16 protein-coding genes are annotated in these 17,080 nt (G+C 62.4%); 2 read left to right on the top strand and 14 right to left on the bottom strand.

Annotated features, from left to right (window positions below; all coding sequences use genetic code 11):
• Nucleotides 1-214 precede the first annotated feature (214 nt).
• The 3 genes from ENJ54_10220 to ENJ54_10210 are packed head-to-tail and all read right to left on the bottom strand — an operon-like array spanning nucleotide 215 to nucleotide 3,730.
• Entirely contained in the window at nucleotides 215-589 is a 375-nt protein-coding gene (locus tag ENJ54_10220; GenBank protein ID HFC10207.1) for a hypothetical protein, read from the bottom strand.
• A complete protein-coding gene (locus ENJ54_10215) occupies nucleotides 590-2,932 on the bottom strand; it encodes a hypothetical protein (GenBank protein HFC10206.1) in 2,343 nt (780 codons plus the stop codon).
• A 12-nt stretch (nucleotides 2,933-2,944) separates the two neighbouring features.
• On the bottom strand, nucleotides 2,945-3,730 hold the full coding sequence (locus ENJ54_10210) for a LysM peptidoglycan-binding domain-containing protein (protein ID HFC10205.1): 786 nt from the start codon (nucleotides 3,728-3,730) through the stop codon (nucleotides 2,945-2,947).
• Nucleotides 3,731-3,748: 18 nt separating this feature from the next.
• Here ENJ54_10210 and ENJ54_10205 point away from each other — a divergent pair, with 18 nt between their 5' ends.
• On the top strand, nucleotides 3,749-5,761 hold the full coding sequence (locus ENJ54_10205) for a DNA primase (GenBank protein HFC10204.1): 2,013 nt from the start codon (nucleotides 3,749-3,751) through the stop codon (nucleotides 5,759-5,761).
• Nucleotides 5,762-5,778: 17 nt separating this feature from the next.
• Nucleotides 5,779-7,236 carry a sigma-70 family RNA polymerase sigma factor gene (locus tag ENJ54_10200; GenBank protein HFC10203.1) on the top strand — a complete coding sequence of 486 codons (1,458 nt, stop codon included), beginning with the start codon at nucleotides 5,779-5,781 and terminating at the stop codon, nucleotides 7,234-7,236.
• A 212-nt stretch (nucleotides 7,237-7,448) separates the two neighbouring features.
• Here the strand turns inward: ENJ54_10200 and raiA are convergent, their stop codons facing one another.
• The 11 genes from raiA to ENJ54_10145 all read right to left on the bottom strand — a co-directional run bounded on the left by raiA (nucleotide 7,449) and on the right by ENJ54_10145 (nucleotide 17,049).
• On the bottom strand, nucleotides 7,449-7,991 hold the full coding sequence (raiA, locus tag ENJ54_10195) for a ribosome-associated translation inhibitor RaiA (protein HFC10202.1): 543 nt from the start codon (nucleotides 7,989-7,991) through the stop codon (nucleotides 7,449-7,451).
• A 128-nt stretch (nucleotides 7,992-8,119) separates the two neighbouring features.
• A complete protein-coding gene (locus ENJ54_10190; protein ID HFC10201.1) occupies nucleotides 8,120-8,596 on the bottom strand; it encodes an OsmC family peroxiredoxin in 477 nt (158 codons plus the stop codon).
• Between the two features lie 2 nt (nucleotides 8,597-8,598).
• A complete protein-coding gene (locus tag ENJ54_10185) occupies nucleotides 8,599-9,306 on the bottom strand; it encodes a TlpA family protein disulfide reductase (GenBank protein ID HFC10200.1) in 708 nt (235 codons plus the stop codon).
• Nucleotides 9,167-9,568 (bottom strand): hypothetical protein, encoded by a 402-nt coding sequence (locus ENJ54_10180; protein ID HFC10199.1) that lies wholly within the window; start codon nucleotides 9,566-9,568, stop codon nucleotides 9,167-9,169. Before ENJ54_10180 ends, ENJ54_10185 begins: the two co-directional genes overlap by 140 nt.
• A 58-nt stretch (nucleotides 9,569-9,626) precedes the next feature.
• Entirely contained in the window at nucleotides 9,627-9,884 is a 258-nt protein-coding gene (locus ENJ54_10175; GenBank protein ID HFC10198.1) for a glutaredoxin family protein, read from the bottom strand.
• 46 nt (nucleotides 9,885-9,930) lie between these two features.
• The gene (locus ENJ54_10170; protein HFC10197.1) at nucleotides 9,931-10,602 is read right to left on the bottom strand and encodes a glutaredoxin; all 672 of its coding nucleotides are present in this window, start codon (nucleotides 10,600-10,602) and stop codon (nucleotides 9,931-9,933) included.
• A gap of 378 nt (nucleotides 10,603-10,980) precedes the next feature.
• Entirely contained in the window at nucleotides 10,981-11,184 is a 204-nt protein-coding gene (locus ENJ54_10165; protein ID HFC10196.1) for a CDGSH iron-sulfur domain-containing protein, read from the bottom strand.
• 108 nt (nucleotides 11,185-11,292) lie between these two features.
• The gene (locus tag ENJ54_10160; GenBank protein ID HFC10195.1) at nucleotides 11,293-12,837 is read right to left on the bottom strand and encodes a twin-arginine translocation signal domain-containing protein; all 1,545 of its coding nucleotides are present in this window, start codon (nucleotides 12,835-12,837) and stop codon (nucleotides 11,293-11,295) included.
• Nucleotides 12,838-12,921: 84 nt separating this feature from the next.
• Nucleotides 12,922-15,051, bottom strand: coding sequence for a copper-translocating P-type ATPase (locus ENJ54_10155; GenBank protein ID HFC10194.1), 2,130 nt, complete (start codon nucleotides 15,049-15,051; stop codon nucleotides 12,922-12,924).
• 127 nt (nucleotides 15,052-15,178) lie between these two features.
• Nucleotides 15,179-16,357: a HAMP domain-containing histidine kinase gene (locus ENJ54_10150; protein ID HFC10193.1), complete on the bottom strand. Its 1,179-nt coding sequence runs from the start codon at nucleotides 16,355-16,357 to the stop codon at nucleotides 15,179-15,181.
• On the bottom strand, nucleotides 16,354-17,049 hold the full coding sequence (locus ENJ54_10145) for a response regulator transcription factor (GenBank protein ID HFC10192.1): 696 nt from the start codon (nucleotides 17,047-17,049) through the stop codon (nucleotides 16,354-16,356). Before ENJ54_10145 ends, ENJ54_10150 begins: the two co-directional genes overlap by 4 nt.
• Between the last annotated feature and the right edge of the window lie 31 nt (nucleotides 17,050-17,080).

Genomic DNA, 17,080 nt, shown 5'->3' with positions numbered 1-17,080 from the left:
ACGCCGCAATGCAGGCTACGAACACTTTGATTGTAGCACAAAGCCCAAACAGCCGTACCATGCCCCAGGGGAGATTTCCCCGGCTTTTCCTTCCATTTTCCCGGCGTTCTCCCCGATGGCGGAGGCGTTTTCCCCAACCTGGCCGAGTTTTCCCCGCCTCGCGCGAGTTTTCCACAGGCAAACCGGAGGTTTTCCACATCTCAACGGGGAAAACTCAAAAACAAGCCCTTACCTGCACCGGCAAAGTCAGCAGCAACGCGGCCAGCATTGCCAGCCCCACCACCGCCAGCCCGACGCCATACAGCCGCACCAACACCAGCAAGGCGCGATGGCGCTCAGGCTCGCGCGCCAGGCTTTCCAGCCACTGGCGGTAAGGCTTTCGCGTGAGCCAGCGCATCAACACCGCCGGCGGACGCCGGGCGATTTCTTCCTCACTCAGCCCCCAGCGCTGAAAATTCTCCAACCGCAGGGAAGCAAAAGCCCGCAGGTAGCGGGCTGGCTGAAAAAGGAACAACCGCCCAAACCAGCCAAACAGCACCACCCCCAGTGCGGCCAACACATCAAGGACGAAGGAGAAGAACGTGCACATCTATCGCAGGGAACCCTGATAAATTCGCCCGCCCGCCGCGACGAACAGCGTCTGCGTTTCCGGGTCCACGGCAAAGGCCGTGATTTCAGCCGGAAGCGGCTGAGCAGGTCGGTATTGTGTCACAAATTGCAACTGGTACGAAAAACGATACACAGCCCCCGACGCCGCGTCGAGCATGTAGAGCGAAGGGTCGGGCGCAGAAGCCAACACAATTTGCGAAAAACGCGTATTGGGCATCACCGGCCCGGAGGCGCGCCCCGGGCGGGTATCGTTGTAAAGCAAGGCTTTGCACTTCACCGCGTTGCCAGAAGCCTCTTCGCAGCGGGTCATTTGCCCATCGGCATGCAGCAAATACAGCCCGCCGCGCTGCACCGCCATTTCAATGGCGGTCTCCATGCCTGCGGGTGCGCCCTGGGTGAAGTAATTGTACGGCGTGCCGCTGAATTCCCCGCCACCATCCATCGAAACCACTTCCACCGTCTTGGCAACGGGGTCGAGGATGTAGAGATCGCCATCCTGGTAAGCCACACGCGTCGGGCGCTGCCAGTTCGTAGGCGTCGCAGGGGGCAGCACGAAACCCGAGGTTTCCCGCTGGGGGCCACAGAGCACACCGTGCCCGACCGCGTCGATGCCCACGATGCTATACGCTTCCGGCTGCAGTTGACGGCTGAACAACGCGGCATCTACCAACGGCCCTACCTGCAATGATCCGCCGCCATACTCACCCGGCCCACACTGGAAGTCGCGATCGAGAATGTAATGCTGGCCGCGCACCTGGTAATGATAGACATGCCCGTTCTCGGTCAGGGCATAGAGGTCAGCGCCCTGGAAAAGCAGCCGTAGCACCGGGCTTGCCGCAGGCAAACGGTCAGAAACCGGCTGGAAATCCACCCGCTGCACCCCATCCAACTGGTCGAGCGCCTGGGTGATGCGCTCGCGCAGCGCCTCGGAATCTGCCGTGCGGTGGTAGGTCTCGGCGGCCTCGATATCGTGCAATGCCTCCACCAACGCGTTGCGGCGGGTGACCGGCTCTTTAATCGTTTCCGCCTGCTGCGCTTCAGTTTGCGCCAGCGCGAAATAAGCCTGATACTGCTGCAAGCGTCCCCGGCGCACAAAGACCACCACGGCAATCGTCACCACCACCAGCGGCACCGCCACCGCGGTGAGCGCCATGAACGAGCGGGGCAGGGCAAACACCTCATCGGCCGAAGTGGAAAGCCCCTGGGAAGCCACCTTACGGAACCCTTCGACCAGCCCCTCGCCGGCGCGCCAAAGCGCCGCCAGCCCCCGCCGGAGGCCTTCACCAGCGGCAGTGAAAGCAGCCCGCGCCTGCCCGGCCAGGGGAATGCGCCGCTCGCGCGGCTGCGGCCTGGTGCCCGTGCCCGCGGGGGGTGACGCCGACGGCGCCCCGCGGGAAACCGCAGGCCCAGGGGAAGGCGGCCCTTCAGGCGCCGCGGCTTTTTGGGGCCGCGGCGAAGGCGGCGGGGAGGCTGCTGCTTCCACAGGCAGAGGGGGGCTTCCTGGCGCTTCCGAGGCAGGGGCAAGGCCAGGTGCAGCCTCTTCTGGCTGCGGGGGCACGGCCGGCGCCTGAGCTGCGGGGCTTTCCGCAGGGGCAGGGGCCGAACCTTCAAGCGCCGCCGGCATGGCCGCGGCACCTGCCGTCAACACCGTGCGGCGCACCTCCGGCTCGCCGGGGCGCACCTGCACAATGGCGCTCTCCTGCTGGGCACCACCGTAAGCCACCAACCGCCGCAACAAAGGCGAGATTTTCCGGCTGGCTTCCAGGCGCAGCACCCGTGCATCCCACGCAGCAGGGAAATGAGGTGCGATCAGCAGCACATCGCCCGGCTGCACGGCGGCGCTGGCGAAATAAAGCCGCGCCGCACGGCCCACCCCCAGCCCGCGGCCGCTGACCTGCGGGTCGTGGTAATGAGTCACCGTCTCGCCCAGCACCGCGGCGTGCATGGGGCCTGAAAGGGCCAGGTAAAGGTTGTTGCCGCGCCACACGGCCAGGGTCAACCAGCCAAGCGCGTGTTTACCGTGAGGCGTGAGTTTACGGTTGCGGTTGAGGAAAAAAGCGTTCAGTGCGTTGGCGAGTTCCTTCATTGCCGCGGTGACCGAGCCGTTCAACGTGAAATAACGCCCGGCCAGTTTTTCCAGCAGGGCGCGCTGGTCCTTCTCCCCCAACGGCGCGTTGCCTTCCTGGTGCAGATAAATCAGCAACGCATCCCGCCGGCGCATGCGGTGGGCGCGTTTAAGAGGCAGGTAAAGAGCCACCCCCGGCAGGTCGCCTGCCGGCAGGCCTTGTTGTCGGTTGAGAATAAAGAGGCGATGTTGCCACATAGCAGACTGGCCTTACCGCCCTCGCATGCGACGGGCGGCGAACACCCATAGCCCCACACCGCCCAGCAGGAAAACAAAGCCCACGATGCCCAGCAAGGGCGATTTGCGTTTCGGCGTGGCGGTCGTGGTGGCGGGGGCAGCCCGCTGCGCCCCGAAGGTGACATAAGTGGTGTCGCCCGGCCGCAGCGTGAGGGTCACATTGGGAGCAGTAGTCGGGTTGTAATCTTTCGGCACGCCAATCGTGACGATATACTTGCCTTCTTTGAGGTCGTCGAAGCAGACGAAATCTTTGGCGTTGGTGGTCGCCGTGAGGGAAACCGAGCCCACCCGGGTGGTCACGCTCACCGCGCCGCCCGCCAGCGGGCGCTCGGTATCTTCCTCGTAGAGGCCATTGCCGTTTTCGTCGTCATAGAGCAGTACACAAAGCGTGCCAACCCCCGGCTCAGGGGTGGGCGTCGGCGTGACCGTGGGGGGCGCGCCGGGCTGCAGTGTGGGCGTCGGTTTTTCTGAAACGCCTACCCCCAAAATCAAAATCTGACCCGGCTGAAGAGGCTGGTCGGGGCGCAGATTGTTGAGCGCGCGCAGTTCATCCACCGACACTTTGGCAATGGCTGCCACCCGCCAGAGGGTATCGCCCGGCTGCACCTTGTAGCGAATGACACCATCGGCCCCCGGGGTAGGGGTAGGGAAAGGCGTCAGCACCGCGGGCACGCGCGCCGCGGCCGGCTGACGGGCCAAAGTCGCCACCGCCGCCAGCGCCAACAAAAGTAAAGCCCAACGCCATCGACGCATCAACATGCTGCCATTATACCCCGAATGCGAAACAAACGCCCCCTGCGCGACATCGCCCGCTTTTCGGCCATTCGCGTGTATAATGCCACTACCCCATCCCCCACGAGGGTGACGATGGATGCCGTAGAGGAAATCAAAAACCGCCTCGACATTGTCGATATCGTTTCCGAAACCGTGGACCTGCGCCGCACGGGCAAGAACTACATCGGCTTTTGCCCCTTCCACGATAACAAGCGCACGCCCGCGTTCGTGGTCTTCCCGGAAACCGGCACGTGGCGCTGCTTCGGCTGCAACGAAGGCGGCGATATTTTCACGTTCGTGATGAAACGCGAAGGCTGGGATTTCCGCCAGGCCCTCGAGCACCTTGCCGAGCGCGCCGGCGTGACTTTGGAGCCGCGCCGCGCCGAAGACGCCGCCGAGCGGGAAGCCCACCAGCGCCTCTACGACCTGATGGAAGAAGCCGTGGCCTTCTACCGCCACCACCTGCACACCCCCGCGGGCAAGCAGGCCCTCGATTATCTGCACAAGCGCGGCCTCACCGACGAAACCATCGAAGCCTTTGGCCTCGGCTACGCCCCCCACGCGTGGGAAGCCGCCCGCAAGTATTTCACCGGCAAAGGCTACACCGACGACGATCTGCTGGCCGCCGGTTTGCTCACTCAACGCGACGACGGGCGCATTTACGACCGTTTCCGCCACCGGGTGATGTTCCCCATCCGCGATGCGCGTGGCCGCGCGGTGGGCTTTGGCGCCCGCACCCTCGACCCTGACGGCATTCCCAAATACCTCAACTCGCCCCAAACCGAGATCTTCGACAAAAGCCGCCTGCTCTACGGCCTGGACAAAGCGGGCAAAGCCATCCGCCAGCGCGATCAGGTGGTCATTGTGGAAGGCTACATGGATGTCATTGGCCTTTACCAGGCCGGCTTCCCCAACGCGGTTTCGCCGATGGGCGTGGCCCTGAACGAAGGCCAGTTGCGCACCCTCAAGCGCTACACCCGCCACATGGTGTTGGCGCTCGACCCCGATGCGGCCGGCATTCGCGCCACCCTGCGCAGCATGGAAGTGGCGCGCGAAGCCCTGCGGGAAGCCAGCGGCTTCCGCCTCGACCCGCAAGGGCTGTTACGCCAGGAAAGCCGTCTGAAGGCCGACTTGCGGGTGGCGCTGCTGCCCGAAGGGCAAGACCCCGACGAAATTGCCTTAGCCGACCCGGCGGCGTGGGAGCGCATCCTGGCCTCGGCGCAGCCGATCATCCTTTTCGTGATGCACACCCTGGCCGCCGACATGGATTTGGATGACCCGAAAGCCAAATCTGACCTCGCCGAGCAGGTGCTGCCGCTGATTTACGAAGTGGCTAACCCCATCGAGCAAAAGACCTACCTGCAAAAACTTTCCGCCCTGCTGCGGGTGGATGAAGATACGCTGCTGGCATGGCGTCCTCCGCAACGCAGGCGCAAGCCAGTGCAGCGCCGCACGCCTGCCAGAGGGGCTTCCACCGCCCAACGCCCCACAAAAGCCCAAACGTCGGCTGCGGCGCCCTCCCGCACCCCTGCGCTGCTTGCCAGCCTTTCCCGTCAGGTGCTGGGCCTGCTGCTACGCGCCCCCCATTTGCGCTTTCGCGCCGACCGCTGGCTGCGCGCCCACGAAATGCAGCCCCTGCGCGCGGCCGATTTCCCCGCCGCACCCCACCGGCTGCTCTTCGAGGCCGTGCTCGCCGCCACCGAACAGGAAGACCGCGAGCCGCAAGACGACCTGGTGCTGCGCCTGCCCACCGAACTGCACGCCGAAGCCGAGCGCTGCCTGGCAGCCACCGCCGCCCTCAACGCTGAGCAATACACCCCCGCCCTGCTCCATGCCCTGCTCCGCCTGCGACGGGAGCAAGTCAATCGTGCCCTCGACGAACTGCGCTTTCTGCTCGAAAGCGCCGCCGAAGATGAAACCCCGCTCTATCAGGAGCGGCTGATCGAAGCCATCCGCCACCGCGGGCTGCTCGACCGCGCTCTCAAAGAAGGGCTGCACCTGCCCGCTGCACACTGACCTCAAAGGGAACCGCCATGACCGCAGAAGACTTCTGGAACCCGCCCGAGATTCCTGAAGCCGCCGAAGAACCTGAAGCCGAAACGCCGACCTTCCCCGATGAGGAACTGGAAAGCGACCCGATTTACCTCTACCTGCGGGAAATCGGCCAAACGGCGCTGCTGAACGCCGACCAGGAATTCTGGCTGGCAGTGATGCTGGCCGCGCACAAGCGCATCCGCTGGCTGCAATCGCACCCCAAAGCCCGCCGCCGCCAGCCGGAAAACGCCCCCGCCCGGCTGTATTGCGCCCTTTACACCGAAATGCGCACGGCCTGGCAGCGCGCGCTGGAAGACGTCGCCCGGTGGGGCTGCGAAGCCCCCGATTTTTCGCTCATGGCTGCCGAAGCCCGCATGCTCCACCACACCTGGCAGAGCGACACGCCTTCTTACACCCGCGCTTACCTCAACAACGGCGCCTGGGGCAAAGACCCGTTTTGGGATGGCGTCGCGGCGCACATCGTCTCCGTCTTCTCGGCGCTTTATGCCCTGCCCGAAACCACCACCGAGCGGCTGGCCGCCTTCCATGAAAAACACGGCCACCTGCCTTCCGACCGCACCTTCCGCCGCTACCTGCCCGACGAAGACACCCTGCGCGCCGAGATGGAAGCCCTCGAGCAGCGCGCCGAAGCCGCGCGCACGGCTTTGGTGCGCGCCAACCTGCGGTTGGTCGTCAGCGTCGCCAAGCGCTACCTCGACCGCGGTGTGCCCATGCTCGACCTGATTCAGGAAGGCAACATTGGCCTGCTGCGCGCAATCGATAAGTTCGACCCGGCGCGCGGCTACAAATTCAGCACCTACGCCACGTGGTGGATTCGCCAGGCCGTGACCCGCGCCATCGCCGACCAGGCGCGCACCATCCGCGTGCCCGTCCACATGATCGAAGCGCTGCAAAAACTGCGGAAAATCCAGCGGCGGCTGACGCAAAAGTTGGGGCGCGACCCCACGCTGGAAGAAATCGCCCTTGAGAGCAACTACCTCACCCCCCAAGAAGCCGAAGCCATCCGCGCGGCCCTGCAGGCAGAGCAGCCCCTGCCGCCTCATTTGGAACAACGCTGGCGCTTTGCCATTGGCAAGGTGCGCAAGGTCTTCCGCTCGACCGAAGAGCCCATTTCGCTGGAAAACACCGTCGGCGACGAAGACAACAACACCGTGGGCGACTTCGTGGAAGACACCGACACGCCGCACCCCCTCGACCAGGCCACCCGCAGCATGTTGCGCGAGCAGGTGCAACACGCCCTGGCCGCCCTGACCGAACGCGAGCGGCAAGTGCTGGAACTGCGCTTTGGCCTGCTGGATGGCAAATCTCACACCCTGGAAGAAGTCGGGCAATATTTCAACGTCACCCGCGAGCGGGTGCGCCAAATTGAAGCCAAGGCGCTGCGCAAACTGCGCCACCCTGCCCTCAACCGGCACTTGCGCGATTACCTCAGCTAACCCGGCAGAGTTTCGGGTAAATCTCTGGCAGCGTTTCGCACTTCGGCACGGCTCAGTGCAGGCACTTCGGCTTCGTTGCTTCGCTGCGGCCCTGCGCGCGAGGGCACACTGTTCGCAAGAGGCCCCGTTCAGCACAAAACGCTCCGGTCAGGCAATTCAAAAGCCGCCCCGAGATTTCGGGGCGGCCTGATGTTTCCCGTTCACGTGCAAGGTCAGCCGAGTTCCGGTTCGATCAGACCGTAAGTGCCATCTCGCCGGCGGTAAAGCACATTGACGCTATCGGTGTTGGCGTTGTAGAACACGAAGAAGCTATGGCCCAGCAGTTCCATCTGTTCGATGGCTTCGCGCTCGTCCATCGGGATGAGGGCGAAGCGTTTGCGGCGGGCGATGACAGGTTCCTCTGGGGCTTCTTCCGTCTCCCACGCGGGGGCTGGCTCTTCGCCGCGATCGCGATAATGGCGCCCTTTGTAACGGCGAATGCGCCTTTGCATGTTATCCAGCGCGGCGTTGAGCGCCGTGAGGATGTCATCAGCCCGCTCTTCCGCCCGCAAGATGAAGCGCTTGCCACGCACGGTAATCTGCGCGACGTAACGGTCTTGCGCATTCCGTGCCGATGGCTCGTGTTTCAAGTCCACCCGCATCGATTGAATGCTCTGGATGTAGCGGGCAAGTTTGGGCACTTTCTTTTCCACCTGTTCCCGCAACCGGTCGGTGAGTTCCAGGTTCTTGGTGTAAATCTGCAGCTCGGCGCTCATAGAACCTCCTTGTCATCTGCCGAAGAAACGCGGGCATTGCTACTTCTATCTTAGCACAAGTTAGTTAAAGCAGCGTAAACAAAGCCCCGAAGGGAAAATCTTCGGGGCGGGGGAACGGATGGGGGGCTTTACGCTTCTTCGGGGCGGGTGTATTCGCCTTCCTTGACCAGTTGAGGGCCTGTAGGGGTATCTTCGTAGATGAAATATTTCAACTGAATGGGCACCACCTTGGCCAACATGCCCTGCGCCGGGCAGTAGCGAACAGCCGAAAGCTCAATGGAACGCACCACGGCTTTCTCATCCACATTCTTGCCGGTGACGTGATATTCGATGGTGATGTGGGTGAATACCTTGGGGTGCTGGTCGGCGCGTTCGGCGTGGCCTTTCACTTCAAAGGCGGTGACTTCCTGCCGCTTCTTGCGCAGGATGGAAATCACATCCATCGCCGTGCAGCCCAACAGCGAGACCAGCATCAGTTCCATTGGCTGGAAGCCCCGCTCATCACCACCCACGGCTGGCACGGTGTCGAGAATGACATGGAAGTTGGAATAACTGGCCGTGGCGTCAAAGGTCATGCGCTGCAAGAGAGTCACTTTGGCATCCATTTTCACTTCTCCAAAAGGGGTGTCACGAACTTTTCCAACATTTTGCGGCTAATCGCGCCCACCCACATCAGCCGCACCGTGCCATCCCGGTCCACGACGTACGAGGCAGGCAGGTGGGTCTGATGGAAGGCGGTCATCGCCTGCTCCTGGGGGTCGGGCGCGATGAGAAAGGCAAGGTGCCAATCGTGCTTTTTCAGGAAATCCCGAATTTCAAAGGGGTACTCATGCGCGGCGATGGCAATCAGCACCAGCCCTTCATCGGCATGGGCGCGGTAATAGGCGTCGAGGGTAGGCATTTCGTCCCGGCAAGGCGGGCACCAGGTAGCCCAGTTGTTGACCAGCACCACCCTGCCCCGAAAGTCGCTCAGGGCGATTTTCTGGCCGTCCAGCGTGGTGAGGTGCAGGTCGGGGGCGGGGAAGTCCACGGCAAGCGGCACCGCCGAAGGCTCCGCGGCTTCCATGTGGCGCGGCAGGTAAAGGGCTGCTGCCACCCCGCCCGCCACCAGTAAGATACCGGCCAACGCTCCCAACAACGCCTTCCAACGCGCAGGCACTGCGCTACCTCGCCGCTTAGTGATGGTGGCCGCCCACCGCCCGGTGGACGCGACGCATATCGGCTTGCAGGGTGCCCGCCAGGTACGCACGCACAACTTCTTCCACGGCGCCCTTAGTGGGGATGACTTCCAGCCCCAAGGTGCGCGCCCACTCATAGGCTGGCCGCCCCATGCCGCCGACAATCAAAACCTGACAATCGCGAATGGGCTCGAAGAAATGCTGCCCACCGCGCCCCATGCCGGGGGTGTGGTGGTCATCATGGTCGTGGTCGTGGCTGTGGTGGGGCTTCGCGCGCCGCTCACGGGCCACGATTTGCCCATCTTCCACGGTAAAAACCTCGTACCACGGTGTTTCCCCAAAGTGGGGGCTCAAATGCTCGCCGTCGGGCGTGGCTACTGCGATCTTGAGGCTTGCCATGCGTTCCTCCGGTAAAAAAACACCTCCTCCCGCCGCAGCGAGGGGAGGTGGTATAGGCTCAGCGTAGGCCTAACAGGCGATCGATTTTGGCGCGGTTGAAGCCAACCACAATCTTACCGCCAATATCCAACACAGGCACACCGCTTTGCCCACTGCGGCGCACCATATCACGGGCCGCCGCGTGGTCGCGGGAGACATCCACATCTTTGAACGGCACCCCACGGGCCCGCAAGTAGCGCTTGGCCGCGCGACAGTGCGGGCAGGTGGGCGTTGTAAAGATGATCACCCGCGGATATTTTTTCTTTTCCGCAGCCATGGCACCTCCTTGCAGGAAGCCGCCGTGCGGGGAACACCCTGGCAGGTTACATCCCCAACACGCGGCGGATTTCAGCAACAAAGTGCTCTTCCGGCACGGCACCGACCACCGTGCCTTTGTGGTGGTTGATGTCGGTGTGCGGCACGCCGCTCACGCCATATTCGTTGGAAAGTTCGTTGAATTCCATCGCCTCGATCATGTCGGCCACCACTTTGTCGCTTTCCAGCGCCATGCGGTGGGTGAGGGTCACGGCGCGCGGGCAGTAAGGGCAGGTCGGCGTGACGAACACCTGCAAATGCACCGGCTCGGTCAGGCTCTTGAGGAACTCGCGCGTTTCGGGCTTCAGGCCAGAGTCGCGCTCGGAGACAGTCAGGATATCCTGAATCAGCGAACTGAACTCGTGGCCGGAAGGAATGCCGAAATAGCGGATGCCGAAATCTTTGATTTCGCCGTTGTCATAAGCCGCGACCACCGTCGCCGGCGTTTTGTCAATGTTGTAAGCCTTGGCCTTTTCGGCATCGGCTTCGATGTCATACACTTCCAGGTGCAACTTGTCGGAAAGGGGAGCAATCTCTTCCAGCAACTGCTTGGTTTCTTCGCAGTACATGCAGTCGCTGCGGGTGGTGGTGAAATGCACCAGGGCCACATCATGCTTCATCGAAGAAAACACATCGCGGACCTGTTCCACGATTTGGTCGTCCAACAAACGTTCAGCCATCTTTCAAAGCCTCCACGGGAAATAGGGTCAAATAAGAAAACAACTTTTTGCCCCTCGGCAAAAAGCGGCTCCATTTTACCACAGGGCGGTAAAAAATCATACATTTGTCATAGAAATTCAGGCAGTCCCCAGTTTGCCCGCAAAAAGTATACTCCAAAGCGGGCCGCGCAGGAGGCCGTGGCGCGGGTTTTTAGAAAACTCTAACAAACCTCGATTGCGGAACCTGCCCCCCTGCCGCGGCAGGCAGGCCGCGGCGCAAAAGGACAGTCGGTAACACGCCGCGCCCCACCAACCCGCGAGCACCGCCGGCGTTCAGCAGCCGATTGCCGCCGCGCCGATTACAAGAGCCTCAATTTCAGATCAAGCGCGCCTTTCGGCTTATGAGAGCTTCAGCACCACTTCCTCAGCCTCGAAGCCCATCTTGCGGTGTGCACTGTCGCAAAACGGCTTGTTGGCCGAATGACCGCAGCGGCACAGCGCAATCACCTTACCTTCGGCGGTGTGCTCGTGGCCTTCGGCATCGGTGTAGGTCACCGGGCCGGGAACCAGATAGGGGCCGTTCTTTGTGGCTTTGATTTCCATTGTGTTTTCCTCCTGAAAACTGTGAACTCTTTGCTTCCGCAAACGATCGGTCAACCCCTCGCACAGCGGCCCACAGCCTGCCCCGCGAGGGGTTCTCCTTCCCTAATTTTACGCCTTCACCCGATAATTGCGCATCATCCCCATGTCTTCGTGCTCCAGGTTATGGCAGTGGTAGAGGAAAAGCCCCTCAAAATCCTGGAACTTGAGCAGAATATCCACCCGCTCGCCGGGCATCACCAGCACCGTGTCGTGCCATCCTGCATCCACAAAACCGGGAGCAAGGGTATCCCACAGAGAGCGCCAGCGGGAATCGACGGTGCGGCGCAAAATCTGGAATTGCAAGTCGTGCACGTGCATGGGGTGGGGAATGCTCATGCCGCCGCCCATCATGCCACCGCCGGCGGGCTGGTTGATGAACGACCAGACTTCCAGGTCGCCCAACCGCACCACTTCGTCGGAAGCCACCGCGGTCATTTGGAACGTGCGCCCGTTGATCGTCCATCCCTGCCCCATTTGCATGGCGAGGGTGAAGGTGCGGGGGGAAGCCGCGTTGGCAGCATCTTGCTCGCGGTAAGGCACGATGGTGCTCAGGCGCTCGGGCAGCCGGGCATCGGATTTCTCCTTGCGGGCCACTTCTACCGTGAAAACAGGGAAAGTGCTCTGCCCGCCGGGGGCGCCGTGAGTGAGGCTCAACATGCGCAGGCGCGTGCCCACCGGCACTTGTGAGAAGTCTACCCACAGTTCAATGCGTTGCGCCGGAGCCAGGGTGACAAAGGCTTTCTGGAGCGGTTTTTCCAGCAGGCCGCCGTCGGTGCCAATGACCGTCAGCGGGGTGCCGTCTTCCCACGCCAGTTTGTAAATGCGCGCATTCGAGCCGTTGAGCAAACGCAGCCGATAAGGGCGCGTTCCCACGGGCAGCACAAAGTCGGGCTGGCCGTTCACCAGCATGGTGTTGCCCAAAAAGCCGGTCATCTGCTCCATGCGGCCATTTTGCAAATACACCAGTTGATTGTTGCTGTCAAAACGGCGGTCTTGTAGCACCAGGGGGATGTCGTAGTCGCCGGATGGCAGCCCCAACGCCTGTTCTTCATCGTCGGAAACGATGAACAACCCCGCCATGCCGCGGTAGACCTCCGGGCCAGTGCGCCCATGCGGGTGGGGGTGATACCAGTACGTCCCGGCCCGGTCGCGCACCGTGAAATCGTAGGTGTAAGTTTGGCCCTTGGGAATCACGAAACGGGGGTGCCCGTCGTCCTTTTCGGGCACGTGCAGGCCGTGCCAGTGGACGATGGAGGTTTCGGGAAGGTCGTGGCTGAAGCGCACCCGCACCCGCTGCCCGCGCTTCAGGTGGAAGACAGGCCCAAGGTACGTCTTGGGAATGACCTGCAAGGCTTCGGGCGAGCCGCTGAGCACCTGCCCCTGAAAGCGCCACACCTGCGTGGGCTTGCCGGAGAAAATGGAAACCTCATCGGGCAGCGCCCGCAGGGCCACGTCCACATCCGGGGCGCCGCTCAGGGTAGGCTGAGCAGAAGGCACGGGCGTGCCCTGCGGGTTGCTGCTGCGCAGGCGGCTCCATAAAGCCCCTCCGGCGGCAGCAGTCACGGTGCCTATGCCCAGCAGTTTGAGAAAATCGCGTCGTGTCAGTTGAGACATAAGAAATCCTTTCTGGGAAAACACGGCTATCATCACCGAGGCGGCCACCCTCAAAAGCAGGAAGTCGCCTTCCAGCACACCCGCTTACAGCGCGGCGCGCCGCAGCAGTTGAGCGTTGACGGCCACGACCACCGTGCTAAGCGACATCAGCAACGCGCCCACCGCCGGGGAAAGACTGATCCCGATAGGGGCCAACACACCGGCAGCAAGAGGAAGCGCCACAATGTTGTAGCCCGCCGCCCACCAGAGGTTTTGAATCATTTTGCGATAACTTGCCCGGCTGAGGGCGATGATTTTCACTACATCCAGCGGATTGCTGCGCACCAAAATGATACCCGCCGATTCGATGGCCACATCGGTGCCGCCGCCAATGGCAATGCCCACGTCGGCGCGGGTCAGGGCGGGGGCATCGTTCACGCCGTCGCCAACCATCGCCACCCGCTTGCCCTGCGCCTGAAGTTCGGCCACCTTTTGGTCTTTGTGCTCGGGCAGCACCTCGGCAAACACCGTATCAATGCCTAACGACTCCGCGACAGCCCGGGCAACATCCCAACTATCGCCGGTGAGCATGGCAACTTCCACACCCATTGCGTGCAAACGCTCGACAGCAGGCCGGCTTTCCGGCCGAATGACGTCGGCCACCGCGAAGGCTGCCAGTGCCTTTTCGCCGCGCACCAGGTAAATGACCGACTGACCGCGCTGCCCCGCCTGCACCGCAAAGTCTTCTATGGCAGGGCTGAGGGTCACCCCTAACATTTCCAGCAGTCGCGGGCCACCCACATACACTCTCTGCCCACCGACCATGGCGCGCACGCCACGGCCTTTGATGGCCTCAAAACCCGAGACTTGCGGCAGCGCCAGGCCCCGTTCTTCGGCCGCCCGCCGCACAGCCTGGGCAATCAGGTGCTCGGAATCGCCTTCCACCGCAGCAGCCAGCGCCAGCGCGGCGTTTTCGTCGCGCCGGCTTTCGTCCAGGGCGATGCCCACCACGCCAAACTTGCCCTCAGTGAGCGTGCCCGTTTTGTCAAAGATGACGACGTCAATCTCACGGGCGGCTTCCAGGGCCAAACGGTCACGGATGAGAATGCCGTTCTGCGCGCCCAACGCGGTGGTAATGGCAACCACCAGCGGCACAGCCAGCCCTAACGCGTGGGGGCAGGCAATCACCAGCACCGTCACCACCCGTTTGAGCACATCCACGTTGAAACCTACAGCCAGCGTCCAAACAACCGCAGTCACGATGGCCGTGCCGAGGGCAATGTAAAACAGCCACCCCGCGGCGCGGTCGGCCAGCAACTGGGTGCGCGACTTCGATTGCTGCGCTTGCTCAACCAGCCGCATGATGCCCGCCAGCGCCGTCTGGTCGCCCACCGCGGTGACACGCACCCGCAGGCTACCATCGCCGTTGATAGTGCCGGCAATCACCTTATCGCCCACGTCTTTCTTGACCGGCCGCGACTCGCCGGTAATCATGGCCTCGCTGACCTGGGAGTGGCCTTCCACAATTTCGCCATCGGCAGGGATGCTGGCGCCGGGGCGCACGAGCACAATATCGCCGGTTTTCAATGCGCTGGTCGGCACGGTTTCCGTGCTGCCATCGGGCAGCAGCCGCTCAGCGGTATCGGGCATCAACTTGGCGAGTTCATCCAACGCCCCCGAAGCCTGGCGAATGCTGCGCATTTCCATCCAGTGCCCCAGGAGCATGACGTCAATCAGGGTCACCAGTTCCCAGAAAAAGCCTTCACCGATGCCGGTGACCTGCGCAATCAGACTATACACCAGCGCCACGGTGATGGCGAGGGAAATCAGGCTCATCATCCCCGGTTTGCGGTCGCGCACCTCGGGGACGGCCATTTTGAGAAAAGGAATGCCGCCGTAGGCAAAGACCACCAGGGCGAAGAAGAAGGAAACCCATTCGCTGCCGGGGAAGGGCGGCGCAGTGAAACCGAAAATGCGCTGCACGAAGGGACTGTAAGCCAGCACCGGCACGCTGAGGAGCAAACTGCCCCAGAAGCGGGTGCGGAACATGGCCTCGTGGCCGCTGTGGTCAACGCCGTGGCCCTGGTGCCCTTCGTGGTTTTCAGGTTGAGGTGCATGGGGGGCGTGCGCCCCAGAGGCCAAATAGGCGTCATGGGCATGGCCGCCACCATCGTGCGGTGGGGAATTCCCAGCCAAAGGGGCAGAATGCCCACCGGAAACATGCTTATGGGTCATGAGATGATCCTTTCGGGAAAACGAGCGAGGAGAACTTTCGCCGCGGCAGAGGATGCCGCCCTTTGAGGATACCCTGCCAGCATGAACCTTCTTTAGGTAAAGCGTAAAGATTCAGTGAAGATGTGCGCTAAACCGCCGCCGGCAAGGTGAAAGTAAAGGTGCTCCCCTGCCCTTTGCCCGGGCTTTCAGCCCATATGCGCCCGCCGTGGGCTTCGACGAGATGTTTGGCGATGGTCAGGCCGATGCCGGTGCCGCCGCCAGTGCGCGAACGCGATTTGTCAACCCGGTAGAAGCGCTGGAAGATGTGCGGAAGATGCTCAGGGGGAATGCCAACGCCGGTATCGCTCACGGCGATAGCAACCTCACCCCCCACGCGGTAGGATCGCACAGTCACTTCGCCGCCGCTGGGGGTGTAATGAAGGGCATTCCCTAACAGGTTGGTGAGCACCTGAAGCATGCGGTCCCGGTCCACCATCACCCGCGGCAGGCGACCATCCAAAGCCAAACGAAGCGCCACGCCCTTTTCGCGAAACTGGGGTTCCAGGCGGCGGACGGCGGTCTCGACCAAAGCCTGCACCGTCAAGGGGCGGAGATGCAGTTCATAAGCCCCTGCCTCGACCCGCGAGAGTTCTTGCAGGTCGTCAATCAGGCGGCTCATGCGATTGGCTTCCTGGCAAATGAGCAGGTAGGTTTCCCGCTCCGGCGGTAGCACACCATCGACCAGCCCTTCGATATAGCCTTTGATGGTGGTCAGGGGGGTGCGCAGTTCGTGAGCCACATCGCCAATCAACGCCCGGCGGCGTTCTTCGCTGTGAGCCAGGCGGTCGGCCATCAGGTTGAAGTGCAAGGCAAGTTCCGTCAATTCGTCAGGGTATTCCGAAGAGCCAAACACCGGCACGCGTTCCTGATAATGACCCTCGGCAATGTATTGGGTCACACGGGCCATGGCCTGCAAAGGGCGGGCGATTTTGAAGGTCACGAAAATGCTCACCGCCACGGCAGCCAGCACAGCGCCCACCAGCGACCAGATCAAAGCCTGGTCCAGGGCGCGGTGGAAACTGGTGTAAAGGTCGGCTTGCAGGTTGACGGTAATTTGTCCGCCGCTGGCCGCCTGGCGCACGGCCTCTTGCATGGTGAGGATGTGGTGAGCAAAAGCCGAGGGCGCAGCCCACAGCACCACGGTGTGGGCGACCACCACCCCCGCGGTGATGACCACAAGGTAAGAAAGAAATAGTTTCGGCCCCAACCGCCGCCACCAAAACTTGCGTGGCGGGCAAGAAAACCGTGCCGGCAACTTCAGTTTCATGTCAGTTCGTCCTCCAGACGATAGCCTACCCCGCGCACGGTCACAATCAAGCCTTCACCGCCGGCGGCTTCCAGTTTCTGGCGAATGTGGCCAATATGCACGTCTACGACGCGCTGTTCGCCGTAGAAATTGGCACCCCACACATGGGTAATCAACTGCTCCCGGCTGAGCACCATGCCGGGGTAACGCGCGAGGGCCATCAGCAAGTCAAATTCGGTCGGGGTGAGATGCACCGGTTTGCCGTCAAGGGTGACTTCCCGCCGTCCCTGGTCCAGCCGCAAGCGGCGCAACACCAACACACTGCCGGGCAGGGGACCGGCTTCCCGTTGAATGCGCCGCAGCGCGGCTTTGACCCGTGCCACCAGTTCGCGGGGGCTGAACGGCTTGGGCACGTAATCATCCGCGCCTAAAGTCAACCCCACGATACGGTCGGTTTCCTCGGTTTTGGCCGTCAGCAAAATGACATACACATCCGATTCCCGCCGCAATTGCGCCAACACTTCCAGGCCGTCCATCCCCGGCAGCATGATATCCAGCACCACCAGGTCAGGGCGGTAAGTGCGGGCAGCCTTCAATGCGGCCAGCCCGTCGGTCGCCGTATAGACCTCGTAGCCTTCCTGTTGCAGGTAAGCCTGCACCAGGCGCACGATGTTGGCCTCGTCATCGACCACGAGAATCTTTGCGGGGGTCATGGTTCCTTGTCCTCTCCTTCCAACACACCAG

This window comes from Chloroflexota bacterium (assembly GCA_011322445.1).
Lineage (GTDB): Bacteria > Chloroflexota > Anaerolineae > Anaerolineales > DRMV01 > DRMV01.
Note: the sequence above shows the minus strand (reverse complement) of the source record. Positions and strands in the feature narration are given on the sequence as shown.